The organism is uncultured Bacteroides sp. (genome assembly GCF_949298305.1).
Taxonomy (GTDB): domain Bacteria; phylum Bacteroidota; class Bacteroidia; order Bacteroidales; family Bacteroidaceae; genus Bacteroides.
The window spans coordinates 20,265-40,042 of record NZ_CASFWU010000038.1 but is presented as its reverse complement, the minus strand read 5'-3'; the positions used below and the strand labels follow the sequence as shown (position 1 = coordinate 40,042).

Genomic DNA, 19,778 nt, shown 5'->3' with positions numbered 1-19,778 from the left:
TATGGACGAACAGATTAAACAAATAGCCGAGCGCCTGCGCGGACTGCGCGACGCCATGGAGCTGACCCCCAACGACATTGCCAACGAGTGCGGCATAGACAAGGACGAATACGAGCGCGCCGAGTCGGGCGAGCACGACATCTCGGTGAGCATGATGCAGCAGATAGCCCGCCACTACGGCATCGCACTGGACGCGCTGATGTTCGGCGAAGAACCCAAGATGAGCACCTACTTCCTGACCCGCGCCGGCAAGGGCGTGAGCGTGGAGCGCACCAAGGCCTACAAGTACCAGTCGCTGGCCGCCGGATTCAAGGACCGCAAGGCCGACCCGTTCATCGTCACCGTGGAGCCCAACGACAACCCCATGCACTACAATACGCACGAAGGACAGGAGTTCAACCTCGTCATTGAAGGCCGCCTGCTGCTGAGCGTGGGAGGCAAGGAGCTGGTGCTGGAAGAGGGCGACAGCCTCTACTTCAACTCCAGCCTGCCACACGGCATGAAGGCACTGGACGGCAAGACCGTGCGGTTCCTGGCAATCATCATGTAACTTTCAGAAGAAGTTAGAAGGAGTTAAAGGGAGTTATCACTTCGCTGACGCTCCGTCAGGAGTGAAAGGCCGATAGCCCATTAGCCACACATTTGGCCTTTAACTCCCAAGCCCGCCAAGGCGGGCGATGACTCCCTCTAACTCCCTTTAACTTCTAATACACATTCTTTACCATTATGATAGAAAGATTTCTAAAACAGACCACATTTACTTCACAACAGGACTTCAAAGAAAACCTGAAGATAAACGTACCCGAGAACTTCAACTTCGGCTACGACGTCGTGGACGCCTGGGCAGCCGAGCAACCCGACAAACCCGCCCTGCTCTGGACCAACGACAAGGGCGAACACCGCCAGTTCACCTTCGCCGACATGAAGCGCTACACCGACCAGACGGCCAGCTACTTCCAGAGCCTCGGCATCGGCCACGGTGACATGGTGATGCTCATCCTGAAACGCCGCTACGAGTTCTGGTTCAGCATCGTGGCCCTGCACAAGCTGGGAGCCGTCGTCATCCCCGCCACCCACCTGCTGACGAAGAAAGACATCGTCTACCGCTGCAACGCCGCCGACATCAAAATGATTGTCTGCGCAGGCGAAACGGTCATCACCGACCACATCACCGCCGCCATGCCCGAGTCGCCCAGCGTGAAGTGCTTAGTCAGCGTAGGTCCCGAGGTGCCCGAAGGCTACGAAGACTTCCACAAGGGCATCGAAGCCGCCGCACCCTTTGTCCGTCCCGCACACGTCAATACCAACGACGACATCTCGCTGATGTACTTCACCAGCGGCACCACGGGCGAACCCAAGATGGTGGCCCACGACTTCACCTATCCGCTGGGACACATCGTGACGGGCTACATCTGGCACAACCTCCGGCCCGACAGCCTGCACCTCACCATCGCCGACACCGGCTGGGGCAAGGCCGTGTGGGGCAAGCTTTACGGACAGTGGATAGCCGGCGCCAACGTCTTCGTCTACGACCACGAGAAGTTCACACCCGCCGACATCCTGCAGAAGATTCAGGACTATCACGTCACCTCGCTCTGCGCGCCGCCCACCATCTTCCGCTTCCTCATCCACGAAGACCTGACGAAGTACGACCTGTCCTGTCTGGAGTACTGCACCATCGCCGGCGAAGCCCTGAACCCCGCCGTGTTCGAGACCTTCAAGAAACTGACGGGCATCCGTCTGATGGAAGGATTCGGGCAGACCGAAACCACCCTGACCGTGGCCACCATGCCCTGGATGGAACCCAAGCCCGGCAGCATGGGACTGCCCAACCCGCAATACGACGTCGACCTCATCGACCACGACGGCCGCTCCGTCGAAGCCGGCGAGCAGGGCCAGATTGTCATCCGTACCGACAAGGGCAAGCCCCTCGGCCTCTTCAAAGAGTATTACCGCGACCCCGAACGTACCCGCGAAGCCTGGCACGACGGCATCTACTACACGGGCGACGTGGCCTGGAAGGACGAAGACGGCTACTTGTGGTTTGTTGGCCGTGCCGACGATGTCATCAAGAGTTCGGGCTACCGCATCGGCCCGTTCGAAGTGGAAAGTGCGCTGATGACCCATCCTGCCGTTGTAGAGTGTGCCATCACCGGCGTGCCCGACGAAATCCGCGGTCAGGTCGTGAAAGCCACCATCGTCCTCTCCAAAGCCTACAAGGACAAGGCCGGCGACGCCCTCATCAAGGAGCTTCAGAACCACGTGAAGCGCGTCACCGCCCCCTACAAGTATCCGCGCGTCATCGAGTTCGTCGACGAACTGCCCAAGACCATCAGCGGCAAGATACGCCGTGTGGAGATTCGGAAGAACGACGAGAAATAAACAGAAAAAGAATGCCGTATTGACACAAGTAAGAGGCCATGTTTTGCAAAGCAAAGCATGGCCTCTTCTTAATACATGCACGTAAAACTCATACGTTTCAAGCCGCATAAATAGACTCCGATGACAATATGCCCAACAGGAGTCATACAGGCTCTTACAGAATGCACTTACACAATATATCACTCCTCAGGAGCTTTCTTTATCTTGCCCGTATAATTCCAGTTCATTGTTGTTGACATCCAATTACCCTGTCCGACATCATCCGGATTGCTGTAAACAACTTCGAGCGGCGAAATGGTTACCGTATAATTATCACCTGCCTTAGTTATGACAAGGCTGCCGCTTGCAGAGCCTTCCTCCACATAGTAACGGCCCTCACCATTATCCAAAGAAGCATCCAATACTCCCGACAACTCGTAATCATTCTCTTCGAAAGTACCGACAGGCAGTTCGGCAAGAGACCCAGGAGCTTCAAAAGAAATATAAACCACCGAATAGCTTGACGGTAACGAAGAATAATCACCACCAGCCATATAAGCATAAAGGTCAAACGACATGAATTGCAATTCATAATGATTCTTGCCTTGACTGTAAGACTCAGCCATCCAATAGACATTGCCAAGATTGGTCTTTACCCCTCCTATGTTCAGCGTTACCGCCCCATTGGAACCTGTCCCTTCACCTTCCTCGTCATCACTGCTGCATGCACAAAACGAACACAGAACCACAGATAGCAGCAGCCAACTGAAAAACTTGTCAATCTTCATAATACAAAGAAATATTTAAATTAATAATGAAAAAGTATCCGCAAGCAAAGCATAACAGCACGGCATCTCAACTACACACAAGCAATGCCTTTACCAACATTTATTGACAAAAATAGGTATTATTACAACACGCCGAATACCTCTCAAACGTCAATATGGATTAAGATGCGGACAACAGATATCAAATGGTCTATAATTGCGTTCAGGCTGCATTTTTATTGTCTCTACAACGGTCTAAAAAATAAGCCAATTATCAATCTTACTTGGGATATCATTCAAAGAGGGTATGCCCAAACGGAAATCAATGTTTGGACATACCCTCTTGGTTTATGGTTGCCGAAGGGCGGCAGGCAGCGCCGTCACAGGTCTTTCTCGATGTAAGTGAATGTGGTCTTTCCGATGACGAAGCGGGAACCGTGGTAGAGGCGCTTCTTGACGAGGGGCTTCAGCGGCTTCTTGTCGAAGAGCACGCCCTCTTCCAGCGCAATGAGATAAAGATAGCCGTTCATCATCCGCACCTCGGCCTGCTCGGGGGCAATGGGGCTGGTGATGTCCCAGGTCATCTGCAGATTACAGTTGACGGACTTGCCTATCGAAATCCGCCGCGACGGATTGGCTGCCCCCATCCACTTGTAGATGGCAATGTCCATCTCCTTGATGGGGCCTTCCACCCGCAGGAAGTAGCGCTCGGACTTCGGGCTGGTGGCCGCCACGCTGATGGCGAACCCGATGCTGTAAATCATGTAGCTCAGGAGCAGGAACTCGCGCGTATCGACCAGGGAATTGAAAGCGAACGACCAAAGGTACATGGAACCCAGGCCGAAGACAATGGAGATGGCCGCGCCCACCAGTGCCTTCTTCAGCTTGATGTCCGTTCCGTAAGAAACCGCGAACGCGATGCCGAAGCCGCTAATCAGCCAGGGAATCCAGTCAACCAGGAAGGAGTTGTCCGTGAAGTTCAGGGCAATGGAGATGACGCATCCGATGAAGAAGGAAAGATAGCCGCAGACGCCTCCGGCAATGGACTTGATTACGACAATCAGCGACCTCTTCCACCACCACCTTCCGTGACTGGTCAGGGCGCTCAGTGTCAGGGTCAGGAAGAAGCCAATGTTCATCCCGTAGAAAGGCAGATAGAACAGATGGCTGCCGTATTCTTCCATCAGGACGACGGCCTGGGGAGAATTGGTATCCACCCCGAAGATGAGGTGTATGAGCTTCACCAGTGTCAGGTTCTCGTTGTTGTGCGCGTTGGCTGTAAAACTGACCCAGGCTATCAGTCCGGCCAGTGCCCCCGCCAGAATCCACGACAGATAGAACGAAGCGTTGTGCGGGTCGAACAGATTCTGAAGGTTGTAGTAATGGCTGCCAGTCTTGCAGTTCCTCCCATATTCGGGACATTTGTAGCCATTCTCCTTCCAGCAGGTCTCGTGTACCACGTGCTGGCATTTCACCACAATCTTGTCACCCGCCACAAACGGCGCCTTGCAGAAGTAGCAGGACTGCTCGACCAGCATCCCGTTGTAGCTCATGTTCTTGTTGACGTAGCGGGTCACATATTTCTTTCTGAATATCAGGTAACGGATGGCCGGCACCAGGAACTGAAACAACAGATAAATCAGCAACAGCGTCAGCAGCCCCAGAAGAGTGCCTTGAAGAATGACCTGGAAAGTGGTGAAACCATTGACGATGATGGGGTTATAGACACTGCCTGCATTGTAATAGATGTAGTCGGAGGCAATCAGGCTGTCTCCCTTGTAGCACCCAATCTGCAATTTGCGCTTCATGCCGCGGTAAATCTTCAGGTCTGGATTGACAAAGGTAAACTGATAGTCGGCATATTCTTTATGAAGCTGTTTCAGCATATCGCTGAGAACCAGATTCCGGTTATACGTCTCTATGTACTTTCCACCCGTATTCCGGCAAAAGACTGTCAGCATGTTCTTGGCTTCCTCGTCTGTGACTTCCACGCTATCGGATTCCACGGTTCCTTCGCCCGTGTCTTTCATGCTGAGATAGAATACCGGGAACTCTGAAACAGAGTCGGCATACTGGACCATCCGCTGCTGCAGGGCGTAGTGGTCGGGGTCAGTCGGTCTGTTGTGGTCATAGACCTTCCCGTCCGAAAAGACAATCATGATTTTCTGTTCGGGAAGCAGCGGAAGGACACTGTCCCGCACCACTTGCAGCGGACGTGCCACAGAGTCGCTTTTGAATTCCTCCACTTTGGCCAGGATAGAACGGTAGAGATACTTCTCGCCCGGCACGGCCTTGAAGTAGTTGTCCAGAACGTAATCCGTCGCTTCCATCGTTTCAGTAACGGTCTTGTTCCTCATGAAGGCAATGTGAAGATGGTTCGGCGAAAACAGTTTCTTCAAGTTCCGTACCACCTTTTCCTGCTTGGCAATCTTCTCGGCATCCAGCGTCATGTCCATCAGGAGCAGCAGGTTCAGGTCCAGATTGGCTATTTCCTGAATCTTGAGATTCTTGTAACCCACCAGTTTCGGCTGTGTTTTCTCGTCGTACAGGTTGCCTTTCACGAATTCCTCCGTCTTGAAGTGGACGGTACTGTCATTGCTCAGCAAGAGCGAAGTGAGGCTGTCGTTCATCTGGACATTGGCATGGAAGCGCTTGTAGCCGGGTTCAAACTCCAGCTTCAGAATGTTGATGTTCACATCCTCGTCATACGATTTGCCCTCGGACATGGGCTTGGTGCAGCCTGCCAGGAATAGGGCAAGCACCAGTAGAAGTGATATGTAGCGGCTGTTCATTGTAACAGATTGGTTTTCGGTTTATACATTCATTAAATGGTGGGATAGTCGTCCTCCTCCTGATTCATCATCTGACGGAACTTCTTCGCGTTCTCCCGTGCCTGTTTGAAGGCTTTGATTTTGGCCTGCACCATATTGGCAAACATCAGAATCAGGGCTACTGCCGCCAGACTGTACAGATAGTCCTTAATCCGGTCGAACCAGGGTTTGAACTCCAGTGCCTGTATCTTTTCGGAAGTGTTCTTCAGACCGATGTACAGCTCTTCCATTTTCAAAAAGCGGGGCTTCAGTTCGCCGAATTCCTCCTGCAAGGCTTTGGCGTTCTCATAGCGGCTCTGCACTTCGGCAAACAGCAGCTGTTCCTTTCCTTTCACCTTGTCAAGTTCGGGAGCCAATGACTTCACCAAGGAATATTCAAAGGCGGTTTTATAAAGCCGCTCGTAAGCCGTGTCCTGCGAGCAAATAAAGGCCTCAGCGTCGGAAAAGCTCTTCTGGGAGTCGTAGTAATGCTTCCTGCCGGCAATGGAGTCCAGTACGCTCTGCCTGATTAGCTGATAGTCGGCTACAATCTGGAGCAGCGAGTCGTCTGCGGCTATTTCGGCCTGCCGCAACTGGTAGTAAGCGTTCCATTTGGTGTCAATGGCGGTCACTTGCTGTCCGGCCTCCACCAGTTCGTCTGCCGTTGCTTTGGGAATCCGGCCGGAAATATCACTCAACTGGTTGTAGAAGCCGAGCATGCGCCCCTCTATCTCCAGCATTTGCAAGCCGTCGGAAAAGCTGTCCTGCCCCCAAAGTTTAGGACAGAACAACAGTACCAGCAACAGGAGTACCAGCCGTGTTTGTCCGTCGTGTTTCTGTCTCTTGTTCATCATGGCTGTCATTCTTTAACGCAAGTCTTCCGGAAATAGGCCTCCGCCCGGTAAAAGACTGCAAGGGCGGCAGCCTGACTTCCGCTGATTTCCGGACTTCCGCCCAGATGAGAACGGACGGAACCGATGATTTCCCGGCAAGCGGCTGCCAGGTCCTTCTTCTCCGCCGGGTCTGACGTCAGCAGCCAGCGGTTCACGTGGTTGTCTATCTTTCGGGCCAGGTTCAGGATGGCATCGGCACTGAGCCCAAGCACGTCAGCTTTCGCCTCAACCTCCATCACGTACCGGCTCTGCATGTTCCGAATGGAATCCACATAGCTGTTGTAAAGGTCAATGTTCTGCTGGATGTCGGGGCAGGGACTTGTTTCGTCCACGCGGGGAAACTGCGCCACCAGCAATTCCTTCACCTCGTTGAATATCTTCGCTCCGGCAGGAGTGTTCATGGAAGACTCGTCGGCAAACTTCTGTTCAAACGACCTGAAGCCCGCACGCACGCTCTCCGTCCGTGCTGCGGCCGCCTGCAAGGCCTCTTCCTTGCCGAAGCAGGGGTCCCGCCGGATGGTTATCTCATACTTCCGGTCCATGCTGACCTGGAAGAACAGGTCATACTTTTTCTTTTTGGGGGTCAGTTCCTCGCTCATCACCAGCAGGTCGCCCAGGGTGACAGAGACGGGAGCCTCCTTGTAAAGGATGTCAAACGTCTGCTCAATGTAGTCGTTTACCATCCTGTATTCGGCCGGCTGGGGCTGGAGGCCTTCATAGTCAATCCAGCGCTTGAATACATGCTTCCGCCGGGGACTGCTGAAGGACTTCCTCAAGGGTTTGCTCAGTTTGTAGCGCGCCAGTTCGTCCGACTCGACCACGTATGGCAGCTTTTCGGGCTTCAGCTTGTGCCAGCGCACCACGTGCGAGTAGCGTACGTCGCTTTGGAAGACAAACAGCCTCCGATAGGAAATGAGGCTGACCGTCAGACTGTTTTCCGGCTCGTTGAAGGCAATCTTCACCAGCAGGTCCATGTCGGTGGAGCCGGGCACGAGCGCCACATGGTCCACGTAGGGCTCGTCTCCCGCCACTTCAATCTGCTTGACGGTCTGCGCCATTGCGGCACAGCCGGAACAAAGAATGAGAAAGCCGGCTATCAGTTTATTCAGGATGTTCATCTTTTCATTCAAATGTATGGACAAAAATAGCAAATTCTTCAGAGAAAGGTCTGCTACATCTGCCTATTTTATAGTAGTCTGTTGGTTAAAATAAATCCAATCGTTAGGTTCTCCCTGCCTGATGACCCATTCCGCCACCTTAAAGTCCTCCGGATAGGGAGGTTCCTGGATGGCGTGATAGCGTTCGTAGGTCAGGTAACTCACAATGCGGGTCACGCACCAGGCCAGGCCGGCGTAAGTGTCGGGGGCATTCAGGCAGACCCTTCCGGCAAACTCTCCGAAGTAGCGGATGTTGGGATGCCACGGATGGGGGATGTCCTTGCCTTCGGGGCTGTGCGTCAGGAAACGGAACTCGGCAGGCGCGTCCACGGCCGGATAACCTTCGGGGATGCGGATGCCCATCCGGAAAGTCTGCGCGAAGAGCGGACGGTTTGCCACGCCCGGCTCGTTCAGCCTCTCCACCTGTTCCACTCCGCAAATGGAGCGGAGATGATAGGTTATCAGGTACTCCGTGGGAAGTCCCTGGTGGTTGCGCCTCACAACGAGGTATTCCAATTCATCGCGCTGCCCCACGGCGCCGTCCAGTTCGCGCCATTCGTGTAGCAGGCGCCGGTTTCTTCCCGTCAACTGTCCGGGTTCAAAATCCTGCCAATTCAATAATGCCGTCTGCATAGTAGTTTCCGTTCATGGGGTCAGCCCGGGAAGGGATCGGGAATCAGGAACACCGTGTCGCCGTTGCGCACGTTGTAGTCGGCCAGTGTCTGGTCTGTTTTCCCTATCCGGGGCCTCAGCACTCTCACTTCGTTGGTCGTAGGGTCTTCTTTTCCGAAAAAGTAGTCCAAAGGAGCCCCCGTAGCGTCTATCGAAGGGAAGTCGAAAATCAGCCGACCGTCTTTCCCGACGGCATGCTTCAGGTTGGTCATCAGGGAAGCCAGCGGTGTATGCGGGTTCATGATGCGGAACCGGACTTTCTTCTCCTTATATACAATATCCAAAAAGAAATCTTCCATCGAATTCTGTTTTAATAGTTTCTGCAAAAGTAATAAATAATTTGAATGTCAGCAAACGCCCTGCGCAGCAGGCCGCGAAGCCATTCAGACAATTTCAATGCTGACCACGACAGGGAACACGTTGGTGCTCCTCACCTCAATCATCTTCCTGAGCACCAGTTCGGCCATGGGTATCTTCTCCTGGAAGCTGCGCTTGATGTAAGCGTTGTCCGTCAGCCGGATGTACACCTGGGTTTCAAAGCCGCAGTGATGGCGGCCTGCATTGCGCACGTTTCTCACCTTCAGGCTCTCCACCATTTCGGTGGTAATGCCGAAGCGGACGGCCAGCTCGTTGTAGCAGAACACCTTGACATCGGCCGGCGTAACGATGCGGTCGTTGGTGACCATGTAGTAGCGCGCCAGGCTGTTGCCGGCATCCAGGCTCTGCAGTTCGTCGTAGCCGGGCATGGGCTTCGCCACCAGCCTGACGCTCTTGACTGCAGCGCCCGGCAAAGCCGAAAACCGGCTCTTGGCGTCAAGCGCGGCGTTCACCGCGCTGCCGGCCGTCATCAGATAGTCCAGCCCGAGGCTGACGTTTCTGGCCGAAAAGCCGCTGTCGTTCCGAAGCATCAGATAGAGGCCGGCCGAGTTCTTGCGGGAGGCCCGGGCCAAGCCTTCGGACATTTTCTTCAGCAAGGCATAGAACTGCTCCATGAAAGAGCCTTCGCGCAGGGTTTCAATCTCCTGGAAGGCATAATAGTCCGACGAAAAGCGGCTGACCAGCGTCGTGGCCAGCCTGACCAGGTGGTCGGGGTTGAAGCGGTCGGCGGCCATGCGGCGTATCTCCACCGGTACGTCTCCGAACAGCTGGCTGTCGGCCGGCCGTATCAGGTGCAGGAACTGCAGCTTCTCGCCGTTTCCCGTCTCGCCGGAGAGGCGCACAAGAGGCGACTCGGACGAGAGCGTGGCCGAGCGCATCACCGCATTGGCCAGGACGGTACAGTTCAGCAGCAAGTGGTCTTTGTCGAACAGGAAGTGGTCGCTTGTGCCGAAAAACTCGAAGACAAGTTCCATCTTGTCGGTGAAGGCAGAGGGGTCGGACGCCACCTTATAGCTGTCCACGCAGAACAGCCGGACATCCTGCTTGGCAAAGAGGTCGAACCAGGTGTTGCAGGACTGGTAGACGGCCGAACGGTTGTAAATCATGTTCCGCAACGAGAAGCAGTCGTCCAGGGGCAGGTCGGCATAATCCCACGGCTTGACAAGCGGGAGCGCGGTGCCGTTGGCAAAGACCTTCAGGTCCTGGAAGCCGTTGCCGTCTACCAGGAAGGCCAGGCCTGCCAGGCTATTGACCGGCTCCTTGAACTGGAGCACCACCTTCCAGCGGCGGTCGTCCAGACGGACGACGGAAGAAATGCCGGCATTGAACAGGCGTGTCTTGAGAATGGGCACAAACGTGTGCGCGGTCTTGTCCAGCGAGAACACCGTGCGGTGGTCCAGCCTCAGCGTAGATAACTTCTCGTCGGGCGTCACCTGCACCACAGCCGTTGCCGGCAGGGCATGAATGCGCTCGTAGGGGATGAGCATCCGTGCGAACTCGTTCAGTATGTCGGTCTTGAGCTGTTCAATCTCGTTGTCTATCTCGTTGGCCTGATAGGCAAGCGCGGTGAGAAAGAGGGAGAAGACCGGGTCCTGCTCCATCCCTTCCAGGTGCTCGCTGTCGGCACTGTGCTGCCAGGCGGCAACGGCTTCCTTCATGATTTCCTCCGCCCTTTGACGGGTCGTGAATAGGCTCTGTTTCATTTTGCTCTTGTTTTAGTTCCAGACATTGATGCTGGTGGTGTACTGGTAGGCCGTGTTGTCCTCCACAAGGACACCCTCGACGTTGACATGTATTTTCTTCAGGTTCTTGACGTAGGCCATGGTGACCGAAACGTCGGACAACCTTTTCTCGTACTGCTCGATGGCATTCTTCAGCTCTACGGCAAAGGTATTGATGCTCTTCGAGGTGCCGGACACCTTCTTGTCGTAGAGTCCGCTCTGAGTGTCCTCCTTCTCAGCGGCGTTGTAGATGACGCCCTCCTTTTCGTTGAAAATCTCGAACCGCAGGTTGTTGAAGATGAAGCCGAAGTCCGGGTCGGCCACGCAGCTGTGGCACGGCGTGGTCAGCAGCAGTTCGATAAAGGCATTGACCGCCGTCCGGGTGTCTGAGGCATGGAGCAGCTTTCCGCCCTCCACCTGCAAGGGAAGCATGATACTCATGGCCGTGTCAGATTAAAGGCATAAACTCGTCTTCCTCCTCCTTCTCCACGGGGACGTAGAGCGCGTTGTAGAGGCTGTCGTAGAGACTGCGGTAGAGGCTCTCGGACAACGACCCGGACAACTCGGCGGCCAGCAGGCCGTGCAGTTCGGCCTTGAAGCGTCCGGTCAGGTAGTCGGAAAGGCGCGCGGTCAGGTCCTCGGAGATTTCGGCCGTGAGCTTCGCCTTGAGTTCCGTGTAGAGCTGTTCGTACAGCTCGGGGCGCAGCCGCTCGTACAGTTCCGCCTTGACCTGTGCTTTCAGCTCGTCGAAGTCGATGGAGTGGTCTTCCAGCACCACCTTGTCCAGGACGGTCGCCGCACTGTGCGCGTATCCGTCCAGCCACATCAGCCAGCCCGCGACGTCGTAGTCCGAACAGGGAGGAACAGGCACGGGCGTCTCGGTGTGGGGCGAGACGATGTAGTAGTCAATGGCCTGCGCCACCTCGGCCGCCAGCCGGAGGAAGTGGCCGGTGCGGTTGCGCAGGTCGTAGTTCTTCAGCACATAGGCATAGCGCTGGAAGGCCCGTTTGCCCTCGCCGGACTCCAGGTTGGGATGGGCGGCCAGCAGATTCACTTTCGCGGCAAGCCCTTCGATGAGGGGGCGGAAGCGGCTGTCGGACGAGAGTTGCAGGCAGGGCGGTATGTAGGACTCGTCGATGGCAAAGGTGCCGTCGTCCACCTTGAACTTCATCACCGGGAAGAGGTCCGTGCCCTCCAGCTCGTTCAGGGGGTAGATGCCGTAGGTGTACTCCGGCCGCACGAAGGGGACGTCGCCGACGTCGAACTCCACGTCCTTCCCGCCGAAGCCGCAGGCCAGGTAATACTCGTCGCCATAGACCAGGGGGACGGACACCACCACCTTCTCATCAACGTGCAGAATCTTTCCCGAAGGCAGCAGCGCCATGCAGGTGAGACGCTCTATCTCCAGCTTGTTGCGGACAAAGCCGCCCCGGTTGCAGAACTCGGTGAAGGGGATGAGCCCGAATTGGTCTCCGTTGACGGCCCGGCTTGCCGCCTCCTGTCTGCGGGCCAGGTTCCCGTCCAGCTCCAGAAAAGTCCGGGCGGAGACCGCCATGCCGGCTTTCCAGTCTATTCTTGAATTGATGTTCATAACGTGTTCCTACTTTCAGTGTCAATATTCTGGGTTGATGATTGTTCGCTTATCCCGGTGTTATAGTCCAGGGTCAGGCCGCCGTCCAGCACAAACGGGCGGTCCGGATGCCGGACGCACACGGTGCAGCGGGTGTCGAAGGGGACAAACCACTCGCTGATGAAGTCGGCCAGGGGAGCCACCTCACGCATCAGGGCGTTGTAGGCTTCGGCCGTCAGGCCGGGCACGACGAGGCTGTAGGCCACAGAAGGCAGCGAGCACTCGGCACCCTCGTCCCAGGCGTAGCGGCCCGTCTCCATCGTCACGCGGCAGCCGAACAGCTGCTCCAGCAGGTTGCGGATGAAGCCGAAGTCGCCGCGCAGGTGGCTGGCAAAGAGCAGCAGGGGGGCCGTGCGGCGCACGTAGGGGTTTTCTTCGCGGTCGGGGTCGTAGCCGTAGTAGCGCTTCAGCAGGAAGGCCAGCCTGTCGCGCGAGAGGCGGGCCGCCTCCTTCTCGATGTGGAGGCGGAAGCGGAAGGCCAGCGTGTCAACCGGCTTGAAGAGCTCGCGCAGCAGTTCTTCCTTCTTCTTGAGGCGCTCGTATTTCTGTTCAAAGTCTTTTCCTTTCAGCGCATTGTCGGGGGCAATGACTCCCTGCGGAAGCAGCCGGAGGAAGCTGTCGCGAGCCAGGCGCACGGTAGAGCCTTCTTCGTCTACCGACAGCAGGTCGGGGCTGTAGTTGCGGTAAAAGGTACCGGCACAGTCCACCTGCCAGCTGTCCGTACGGTCCGGATAGAGGTAGTTCAGCAGGAACTCAGCACTGATGTCAAACAAATCCGTGTCGTTCTTCATGTCTGTTGAGAATATAAGAATGTAGAATAAGCCCGTTCGTCGGCCAGCTCCACGTAACGGACGCCCAGCTCCGTGTCGACGTGCAGCACGTCCCACGGCGGAATGCCCACCCGGGCCAGCGTCAGTTCCGGATAGGGGAAGTCCGGGCCGAGGGTCTTCAGTTCGTGCTGGTACAGGGCGTGCAGGGGCAGTCCGCCCAGCACGGGGTCTTCCTCCACCCGCCGCCCCACGGCATAGTCGGGCAGCATGACTTCCACCCGGCGCTCGTCGCGCCGCGTCAGCAGGTAGTCCACAAAGCAGTGGTTGCGCAGGTGGATTTCCACCCGGCGGCAGCCGAAGCGGGCAGACAGGCTCTCCAGCACCTCGCCCACCGTCTGTCCGGTGTCAAGGTCCGTTTCCTCCACCGGTTGCCACCGCTCATGCTCGGGGCAGCCGTCGTCATAACCCGCGAACTCCACCACGCGCGACGTGCAGTGCTGCCCTTCGTAGTAGAACATGCGCCCGCAGAGCGAAGTCAGCTCGCCCGAGGCCAGCTGGTCGGGATGCAGCAGCTTGACGGCCTCCTGCGCCTGCACCGCCCCGATGACGGAGGCTATGACCGGCGTAGTGGGCGCACGCCCCGCCGCCTCGTTGCGACGGACGACGGACGAGCAGGAAAGGCGGTAAGAGAGGTCTTTCAGCGCCTCGGGCCCCAGCGTGCAGGCATAGCAGTTGCGGCCCGGCATGAAGACACGGGCCGTGCCCTCCAGCCCGTCGATGCCGCCGTCAACCCACGCCACGCCCGCCCTCATGCAGAGGCGGTTCAGGCAGTAGCGCGCCCAGCGGTTGTCCACGCAGCCCACCACCACATCCATCCGCCTCAGCAGGCCCAGGCCCACGTCGTGGCAGATGTCGCCCCGCAGGGGCAGCACCTCTATCGCAGGATTGATGGCGCGGATGCGCGCCGCCACAGCGTCCACCTTGGCCCGGCGGGCTTCGGCGTCCGCCCGGCCGAAGAGGATGGAGCGCGTCAGGTTGGAAGGTTCTACGCTATCGAAATCGACAACGGCCAGATGGCCTACGCCGAAAAGGGCCAGGTTCTTCAGCACCTCGTTGCCCAGGGCGCCACACCCCACCACCATGACACAGGCCCGGTCCAGCCTGCCCTGCCTGAACCAGGAGAGCAGCGGAAATACGTCCGCCCCCCATGCCGTAGCGATTGTCGGGATTGTGTTGTCGTTGTCCATTGTCTTGATGCTTCACGGTTTTGCCGCTCAAAAATAGTAAATATTCGGGATAACAGCCAAACGATTGGAAACAATATTCGCTCGCCGAGGGACAAATTGGCCGACAGGGCGGAGCCGGCACCGCCGCAGCACCCGCTGAAAGGCCCGGGACGGACACCCGGCTCCCTCCCCCCGAAGGATGCCTGCACGGTGCGCGGACCATGCAAGCACGGTGCGCGGACCACGCAAGCACGGCGCGCGGACCATGCAAGCACGGTGCACGGGCAAGGTCTGCATGGCACAGACGAGGCATTTATTTGCCGACGGATGCAAATATTCCGCCAAAAATCCGTATGTTTGCAGTGCAAGAATCCTACACAAATGGCACGAATAAAAATATTATGGCTGATACTCCTGCTGAGCGCGGTGTTCCCCCCCTGCGTGGCACAACGGATGCGCGTAGAAGAGTTCGGCCGGTACAAGAAGCCCCTGCCGGGAAGGGAGGCGCCGGCCACCGACAAGCAGCACGCCCTGCTCGACCTCTTCACCAACGAAAAGGGGTTCCGGTTTCTGGTGGACAACGCCGAAGTCCCCGCCGCCGAGGGCGACGGCTGCTTCGTGCTGACCCTGCCCCACCGCACGGCCTCGCTCACCATCAAGCACCCCGACTACGGGCAACTGAACTGGAAAGTGCCCGGAGGCGAGCTGAAACGGAAAAAACACTACCACGCCTATCTGCACACGGAGAGCCTGGAGAAAGAGTTCAGGCAACCGAAGCAATGGCTCCTGCTCAGCGTGGAGCCACAGCGCGCCATCGTCTGCGTGGACAGCCTGACGCACCTCGTCACAGACGGACGCCTGACGCTCTACCTGCCCCTGGGCAGGCACGCCTGCCGCATCGAGTCGCCCTTCTGCCGGGCACTGGCTGACACCCTCGAACTGACCGACACCGGGCGGCTGGAGAAGCACTTCGTGCTGCAGCCCTACTACGCCTACCTGACAGTGGCCTCTCCCCTGCCCGACGCGCAAATCTGCCTGGACGGCAAGCCCATCGGCACGGGACGGGCCGAAAGCGGGCGTCTGATGCCGGGCCCGTACCGGGTGAGCCTTGTCCGCGGAGACACCCTCTACTACGACCGCCGGGTGCAGATAGCCAACGCCGAACGGAAGGTGCTGGCCCTGAGCGCGGCCGACCTGCGCCCGCGCCCGAAGAGCCTGCCGCCTGCCGACGAGACGGCCGCCCTGCCCGACACGACGGCTACGGACACCACGGCCGTACAGCTTCCGGCCGACGTGCACATCACCGCCTTCGACGCCGACACCGACATCTACCTCAACCGCGAGCCGGTGGGACGGGGCGAATGGAGCGGACGGCTGATGCCGGGCTTCTACTCCGTCAGCTCGGCAAAGGAAGGACTGGAGTCGCGCACGGACTACTTCTGGGTGGAGAGCGGCAAGCCGCTGGAGCTGAACCTCATCTCGCCCCTGGCCGACTACGGGATGCTGAACATCGCGTGCAGCGAGCCATCGGCCGCCGTCTACCTCAACGGAGTGCCCGCAGGACTGGCTCCCTGCGTGCTGCGCAACCTGCCGGCAGACCGCAGCTACCGCCTGCGTCTGGTCAACGGCCGGAAAACGGCCGAGACCCTGGTGCAGCTGCGGGGCAACGACATCGTGGACATCTACCTGGAACTGAAAGAACAACCAATCATTGACAAATAACAAAAAGAAGAAAAAGATATGAGAAATTCGATTGTAACCCTGCTGAACGAGACCCAGCAGAGAATGAGCGGATACGCCGTCTACATGAACTACCAGTTCATGCACTTCAGCGTGAACGCCGAGCCGGCCGCGCTCCTGTCCGTCAACGTAGAAGTGGGCGGCGAGCCGATGGAGATAGAGGATGTAGCAGACGTGGCCCTGCCCGCCGACGACCAGTTTGCACTGATACCCAAGGACAAGGAATACCTCTTCCCCATCTGCAAGGCCATCGGACTGGCGCATCCCGAGTACAAGATAGAGCAGAAGTCCATGAACGAAGACGAGGAGGAAGACGGAGCCTCAAACACAGACACAGCCGAACACGACAAGGACGGCGAAGACAACAGGTACGTGCTCTGCACCATGCCGCCCATGACCAAAGAACGCCGCGACGCCGGCATGGACTACGTACAAATGGTCTACGGGGAAGTCATGGTGAAAGTGGACGCCGCCAACGTGGCCTGCGGAGTGAAGATGGCCAAGCAACTGGCCGGAGCCAAACCCGCCGAACTGGACGAGGCGAAAGAGGAACTGCAGAAATTGTACGACCGAAATAAAGACCTGTGCAAGCAATACAGAGAGACGAAAGAGAAACAGATAGAAGACGCTTACCAGAAGTACCTGACGGAACAGGCGGCGAAAGAAAGCGCCGAGAAGGAAAGAATGGCCGCCCGCGACGAGGAGGCCGGGAAGCGGATGAAGTTTTGAGTTTCTGAGTTTTTAGGTTTATAAGTTCTTGAGTTTAGTTGACGAGGGGACAAGGCTTCAGGCCACGAGGAGTGGGGTGGTGAGTTTTTGAGTTTTTGAGTTTATAAGTTCTTGAGTTTAGTTGACGAGGGGACGAGGCTTCAGGCCACAAGGAGTGGATTGGTGAGTTTTGAGTCTTTAAGTTTTTAAGTTGGTGAGTTTTTAAGTTGAAACCATATCAAACCATGTTTTGCGACCTCCTCCTCCCCCCTAACCTCAAAAACTAATGAACTCAAGAACTTAAAAACTTATGAACTCAAGAACTCAAGAACTTATAAACTCAAAAACTTATAAACTTAAAAACTCACTCCTCGTGGTCTGAAGCCTTGTCCCCTCGTCAACTAAACTTAAGAACTCAAAAACTCAAAAACTCACCACCCCACTCCTCGTGGTCTGAAGCCTCGTCCCCTCGTCAACTAAACTTAAAAACTTAAGAACTTAAGAACTTAAGAACTCAAAAACTCCCCCTCACTTCCCTTCCGAATTGCAGGTATGCCCCGGCATGTTGATGGAGATGTTGCCTCCGTAGGCACACATCAGCTTGCAGTTATCCAGCAGGGCAGGCATGTTGGTAATCATCTGCTTGCCGCCCGGTGCCCACGGAGCCACAATGACAGGGACGCAGGGCATGGGGGTGAGCACGCCCATGGCGGCGGAAGTGGCCGAAGCCACCGTAGGGTTGCTGAGCGAAGTACACATGCCAAAGGGCATGACGTTGACCATCGGAACGTAGTCCATGATGGTGGCCTTCGGCTTGTTTTGAATCATGGGCCTCAACGGCACGATGACCGAAAGCGTGGAAGGGGTTTGCCCGAAGGTACACTTCAGGGTGGCACCCATGCAGACGTATTTTGCCATATTCTTTCTGTTTATTTAAGATTCGCAAGCTTATTAATCGATTGTAGTTAAGAAGTTAAGCCAATGCCTTTGTGAAAAAGGATGCCGACCATACACTTGCGCTATCGGCTTTAACTCCCAAGCCCACCCTGGTGGAACCTCTCCCCCTTCGGGGGGAGTTGGAGGGGGCTTCCTTCTAACTCCTTTAATTCCTGCAAGTTTGGCTTCGCCGATTTTCAATTCGCACTTGCGAAACTTGAGCTGTTTATTTATCCGTTAGACTTCAGTTCTTCCTCACTCAGCTTGGCGCTCAGCTTCGCGGTGGACGGCGCTCCGGGCACAGAGACACCTTCGGTGGTGTAGGGCGTCTTGAACGACGAATCCACCTTGAGGTTCTTCATCTCCACCGTTCCGGCGCTGACGTCGGACTTGAACGTGGACTTGCCCTGCGAGGTCATCTCGCCGTAGAGGGTGGTCTTGCTGCCGGAGACGGAGGCGTTGCCGCCGCTCAGTTGCAGGATGGCCTTCCCGTCCTGCTGCAGTTCGACGGCGGTGTCGCCGAAGAGGCCCACGTTGTCCGAGGCCACCTGCACGTTCTTGCTCCGCGCCTTCTTGTCCTTGGCTCCGGCATAGACTTTCTCGGCCAGCAGGAGCAGGGTGCTGCCCGCCGCCAGTTCCTTGTCGGTGCGTTTCTCCTTGTCCACGTCCATCGCCTTGACCTCGACGGCCTTGGCGTTGACGGCCAGGGAGCCGGTGGCCTTGCCCTCGGTGTCGGTGGCGTTGAGGTTGATTTTCTCGGCTCGCAGGGTGAACGAGCCTTCCTTGGTCAGGCTCTTCTCCTCGGTCTTGTCGTCTTTCGTCTCGTAGTCCACGGCCTCCACCTGTACCGCTTTCGAGACGACGCGCACGCTGCCTTCGGCCGGCAGGTCGACGTTCGAGTCCGACACCTTGGGATTGGCGGTGTTGATTTCAACGTCCTGCGAGCCCAGGAAGATGTTGCTGTCCTTAATCAGGGCATCGTCGTTGCCGTAGGATGTCAGGCTGATTTGTTTGCCCGCCAGGCCGATGCCCGCGCCGTCGTTGGTGCGCAGGTTGCCCTCGCCGTCGGTGGATACGAGGCCGAGGCTTTCCGACCGGAGGGAGATGAAGGTTCCGGTGGACTTGTCCTTGTAGCCGGATGCCCGCTTGCCAACGGCGTCCTTCTGCTCCTTGATGTCCTCCAGCTGGCGGTTACTCTCGGCCAGGCGCGAAAGGGTGTCGAAATAGTGCGTCATGGCACCGTAGAGAGTAAACGTCAGTTGTTCGAACTCCTGGTGCAGCTCGTCTATGTCCATGAAGTTGGTGCGGGTGTCTGTAGCGCTGCCGTTCATCGTGTCCTTGGCCACCAGGTCGTTCATCTGCGAGACGAGCTTGGACACTTCCGACTTGGCGTCGTTGGCCGCCTGCTTCAGGTCGCTGACCTGTGTCTTCAGCCCTTTCTCCTGATTTTCCAGTGTCGTCTTCAGCGTGTCGCAGGCCAGGGTGGCGTCGAGGGCGATGTATTGGTCGGTGGAGAGCGTAATGCCGCCACCCGCCGCAGCACCGGTGGGGAAAGTGCCCTGTGCGCTGTCGGCGCGCAACGTGATGCCATGGGCTTGCGAAACGATTTCGGAAACATCCTTCACCACATTCTCCACGCCGTCTATGCCCGGGTCCACCGCTATCTGGCGGATGCTGGCCGCGCGGCTCACGATGCTGCCCACTCCACCGGCTCCGGCGCCGACACCGTCCAGGTTGATGTTGCTGCCGCGGATGACCACGTGCGAATAGTTACCACACATCACTCCGTTCCTGTCGACATTGCCGATGATGATTTCGGGCGCGGAAATAATCACCCGACTGTCGTCGCGGATGTAACGTCCCAACCCGATTTGGGTTTTCAGTTCGTCCTTCATCCGCTGGACTTCGCTCTTGCAGTTGCGAATCTCATCCAGCTTCTTTTCCACATTCTTCTGGAAATCTTCCAAAGCGGATTGCCAGTTTGCAAATTGTTCAGCCAAGATATCCAT

Annotated in this window: 17 protein-coding genes; 4 read left to right on the top strand and 13 right to left on the bottom strand. The window is 56.9% G+C overall.

The genetic code is table 11. The features are described 5' to 3' along the window. The first annotated feature begins 1 nt into the window (after window position 1). Both Q1Y74_RS07075 and Q1Y74_RS07070 read left to right on the top strand, forming a co-directional pair. Window positions 2-550, top strand: coding sequence for a cupin domain-containing protein (locus Q1Y74_RS07075; RefSeq protein ID WP_300813310.1), 549 nt, complete (start codon window positions 2-4; stop codon window positions 548-550). 176 nt (window positions 551-726) lie between these two features. Further along, window positions 727-2,382, top strand: coding sequence for an AMP-binding protein (locus tag Q1Y74_RS07070; protein WP_300813308.1), 1,656 nt, complete (start codon window positions 727-729; stop codon window positions 2,380-2,382). Window positions 2,383-2,561: 179 nt separating this feature from the next. Here Q1Y74_RS07070 and Q1Y74_RS07065 read toward each other — a convergent pair whose 3' ends face one another. The 11 genes from Q1Y74_RS07065 to Q1Y74_RS07015 all read right to left on the bottom strand — a co-directional run bounded on the left by Q1Y74_RS07065 (window position 2,562) and on the right by Q1Y74_RS07015 (window position 14,406). Then, window positions 2,562-3,149: a hypothetical protein gene (locus Q1Y74_RS07065; protein ID WP_300813306.1), complete on the bottom strand. Its 588-nt coding sequence runs from the start codon at window positions 3,147-3,149 to the stop codon at window positions 2,562-2,564. 359 nt (window positions 3,150-3,508) lie between these two features. Continuing rightward, complete coding sequence (locus Q1Y74_RS07060; protein WP_300813304.1) at window positions 3,509-5,920, bottom strand: hypothetical protein; 2,412 nt, start codon at window positions 5,918-5,920, stop codon at window positions 3,509-3,511. Window positions 5,921-5,952: 32 nt separating this feature from the next. Beyond that, a complete protein-coding gene (locus Q1Y74_RS07055) occupies window positions 5,953-6,792 on the bottom strand; it encodes a hypothetical protein (RefSeq protein ID WP_300813302.1) in 840 nt (279 codons plus the stop codon). Window positions 6,793-6,797: 5 nt separating this feature from the next. Further along, on the bottom strand, window positions 6,798-7,949 hold the full coding sequence (locus Q1Y74_RS07050) for a hypothetical protein (RefSeq protein ID WP_300813300.1): 1,152 nt from the start codon (window positions 7,947-7,949) through the stop codon (window positions 6,798-6,800). Window positions 7,950-8,012: 63 nt separating this feature from the next. After that, on the bottom strand, window positions 8,013-8,621 hold the full coding sequence (locus Q1Y74_RS07045; RefSeq protein WP_300813298.1) for a hypothetical protein: 609 nt from the start codon (window positions 8,619-8,621) through the stop codon (window positions 8,013-8,015). 20 nt (window positions 8,622-8,641) lie between these two features. Next, window positions 8,642-8,959, bottom strand: coding sequence for a hypothetical protein (locus tag Q1Y74_RS07040; protein ID WP_300813296.1), 318 nt, complete (start codon window positions 8,957-8,959; stop codon window positions 8,642-8,644). An 84-nt stretch (window positions 8,960-9,043) separates the two neighbouring features. Next, entirely contained in the window at window positions 9,044-10,741 is a 1,698-nt protein-coding gene (locus Q1Y74_RS07035; RefSeq protein WP_300813294.1) for a hypothetical protein, read from the bottom strand. A gap of 12 nt (window positions 10,742-10,753) precedes the next feature. Continuing rightward, entirely contained in the window at window positions 10,754-11,200 is a 447-nt protein-coding gene (locus tag Q1Y74_RS07030; RefSeq protein ID WP_300813292.1) for a hypothetical protein, read from the bottom strand. 7 nt (window positions 11,201-11,207) lie between these two features. Then, window positions 11,208-12,350 carry a hypothetical protein gene (locus tag Q1Y74_RS07025; RefSeq protein WP_300813290.1) on the bottom strand — a complete coding sequence of 381 codons (1,143 nt, stop codon included), beginning with the start codon at window positions 12,348-12,350 and terminating at the stop codon, window positions 11,208-11,210. Further along, window positions 12,347-13,180: a hypothetical protein gene (locus Q1Y74_RS07020; RefSeq protein ID WP_300813289.1), complete on the bottom strand. Its 834-nt coding sequence runs from the start codon at window positions 13,178-13,180 to the stop codon at window positions 12,347-12,349. Before Q1Y74_RS07020 ends, Q1Y74_RS07025 begins: the two co-directional genes overlap by 4 nt. Beyond that, entirely contained in the window at window positions 13,177-14,406 is a 1,230-nt protein-coding gene (locus Q1Y74_RS07015; RefSeq protein ID WP_300813287.1) for a ThiF family adenylyltransferase, read from the bottom strand. The genes Q1Y74_RS07020 and Q1Y74_RS07015 overlap by 4 nt, the downstream gene beginning before the upstream one ends. Window positions 14,407-14,766: 360 nt before the next feature. On the opposite strand from Q1Y74_RS07015, the gene Q1Y74_RS07010 reads away from it, so the two are divergent. Both Q1Y74_RS07010 and Q1Y74_RS07005 read left to right on the top strand, forming a co-directional pair. Beyond that, on the top strand, window positions 14,767-16,107 hold the full coding sequence (locus Q1Y74_RS07010; RefSeq protein WP_300813285.1) for a hypothetical protein: 1,341 nt from the start codon (window positions 14,767-14,769) through the stop codon (window positions 16,105-16,107). A gap of 18 nt (window positions 16,108-16,125) precedes the next feature. Next, window positions 16,126-16,854, top strand: coding sequence for a ribosome recycling factor (locus Q1Y74_RS07005; RefSeq protein WP_300813283.1), 729 nt, complete (start codon window positions 16,126-16,128; stop codon window positions 16,852-16,854). Window positions 16,855-17,361: 507 nt separating this feature from the next. On the opposite strand, the gene Q1Y74_RS07000 is transcribed toward Q1Y74_RS07005, so the two are convergent. Together Q1Y74_RS07000 and Q1Y74_RS06995 are read right to left on the bottom strand one after the other, a co-directional pair. After that, window positions 17,362-17,751, bottom strand: a complete 390-nt coding sequence (locus Q1Y74_RS07000) for a DUF4280 domain-containing protein (RefSeq protein WP_300813281.1) — start codon at window positions 17,749-17,751, stop codon at window positions 17,362-17,364. A gap of 248 nt (window positions 17,752-17,999) precedes the next feature. Next, window positions 18,000-19,778 (bottom strand): hypothetical protein, encoded by a 1,779-nt coding sequence (locus Q1Y74_RS06995; protein ID WP_300813279.1) that lies wholly within the window; start codon window positions 19,776-19,778, stop codon window positions 18,000-18,002.

What these genes read in the sequence shown, in the direction of transcription:
- Q1Y74_RS07075 (WP_300813310.1), top strand. Translation starts at nt 2, where the DNA reads ATGGACGAACAGATTAAACAAATAGCCGAGCGCCTGCGCGGACTGCGC.
- Q1Y74_RS07010 (WP_300813285.1), top strand. Translation starts at nt 14,767, where the DNA reads ATGGCACGAATAAAAATATTATGGCTGATACTCCTGCTGAGCGCGGTG.
- Q1Y74_RS07035 (WP_300813294.1), bottom strand. Translation starts at nt 10,741, where the DNA reads ATGAAACAGAGCCTATTCACGACCCGTCAAAGGGCGGAGGAAATCATG.
- Q1Y74_RS07055 (WP_300813302.1), bottom strand. Translation starts at nt 6,792, where the DNA reads ATGATGAACAAGAGACAGAAACACGACGGACAAACACGGCTGGTACTC.
- Q1Y74_RS06995 (WP_300813279.1), bottom strand. Translation starts at nt 19,778, where the DNA reads ATGGATATCTTGGCTGAACAATTTGCAAACTGGCAATCCGCTTTGGAA.
- Q1Y74_RS07070 (WP_300813308.1), top strand. Translation starts at nt 727, where the DNA reads ATGATAGAAAGATTTCTAAAACAGACCACATTTACTTCACAACAGGAC.
- Q1Y74_RS07025 (WP_300813290.1), bottom strand. Translation starts at nt 12,350, where the DNA reads ATGAACATCAATTCAAGAATAGACTGGAAAGCCGGCATGGCGGTCTCC.
- Q1Y74_RS07045 (WP_300813298.1), bottom strand. Translation starts at nt 8,621, where the DNA reads ATGCAGACGGCATTATTGAATTGGCAGGATTTTGAACCCGGACAGTTG.
- Q1Y74_RS07065 (WP_300813306.1), bottom strand. Translation starts at nt 3,149, where the DNA reads ATGAAGATTGACAAGTTTTTCAGTTGGCTGCTGCTATCTGTGGTTCTG.
- Q1Y74_RS07060 (WP_300813304.1), bottom strand. Translation starts at nt 5,920, where the DNA reads ATGAACAGCCGCTACATATCACTTCTACTGGTGCTTGCCCTATTCCTG.
- Q1Y74_RS07000 (WP_300813281.1), bottom strand. Translation starts at nt 17,751, where the DNA reads ATGGCAAAATACGTCTGCATGGGTGCCACCCTGAAGTGTACCTTCGGG.
- Q1Y74_RS07040 (WP_300813296.1), bottom strand. Translation starts at nt 8,959, where the DNA reads ATGGAAGATTTCTTTTTGGATATTGTATATAAGGAGAAGAAAGTCCGG.
- Q1Y74_RS07005 (WP_300813283.1), top strand. Translation starts at nt 16,126, where the DNA reads ATGAGAAATTCGATTGTAACCCTGCTGAACGAGACCCAGCAGAGAATG.
- Q1Y74_RS07050 (WP_300813300.1), bottom strand. Translation starts at nt 7,949, where the DNA reads ATGAACATCCTGAATAAACTGATAGCCGGCTTTCTCATTCTTTGTTCC.
- Q1Y74_RS07030 (WP_300813292.1), bottom strand. Translation starts at nt 11,200, where the DNA reads ATGAGTATCATGCTTCCCTTGCAGGTGGAGGGCGGAAAGCTGCTCCAT.
- Q1Y74_RS07015 (WP_300813287.1), bottom strand. Translation starts at nt 14,406, where the DNA reads ATGGACAACGACAACACAATCCCGACAATCGCTACGGCATGGGGGGCG.
- Q1Y74_RS07020 (WP_300813289.1), bottom strand. Translation starts at nt 13,180, where the DNA reads ATGAAGAACGACACGGATTTGTTTGACATCAGTGCTGAGTTCCTGCTG.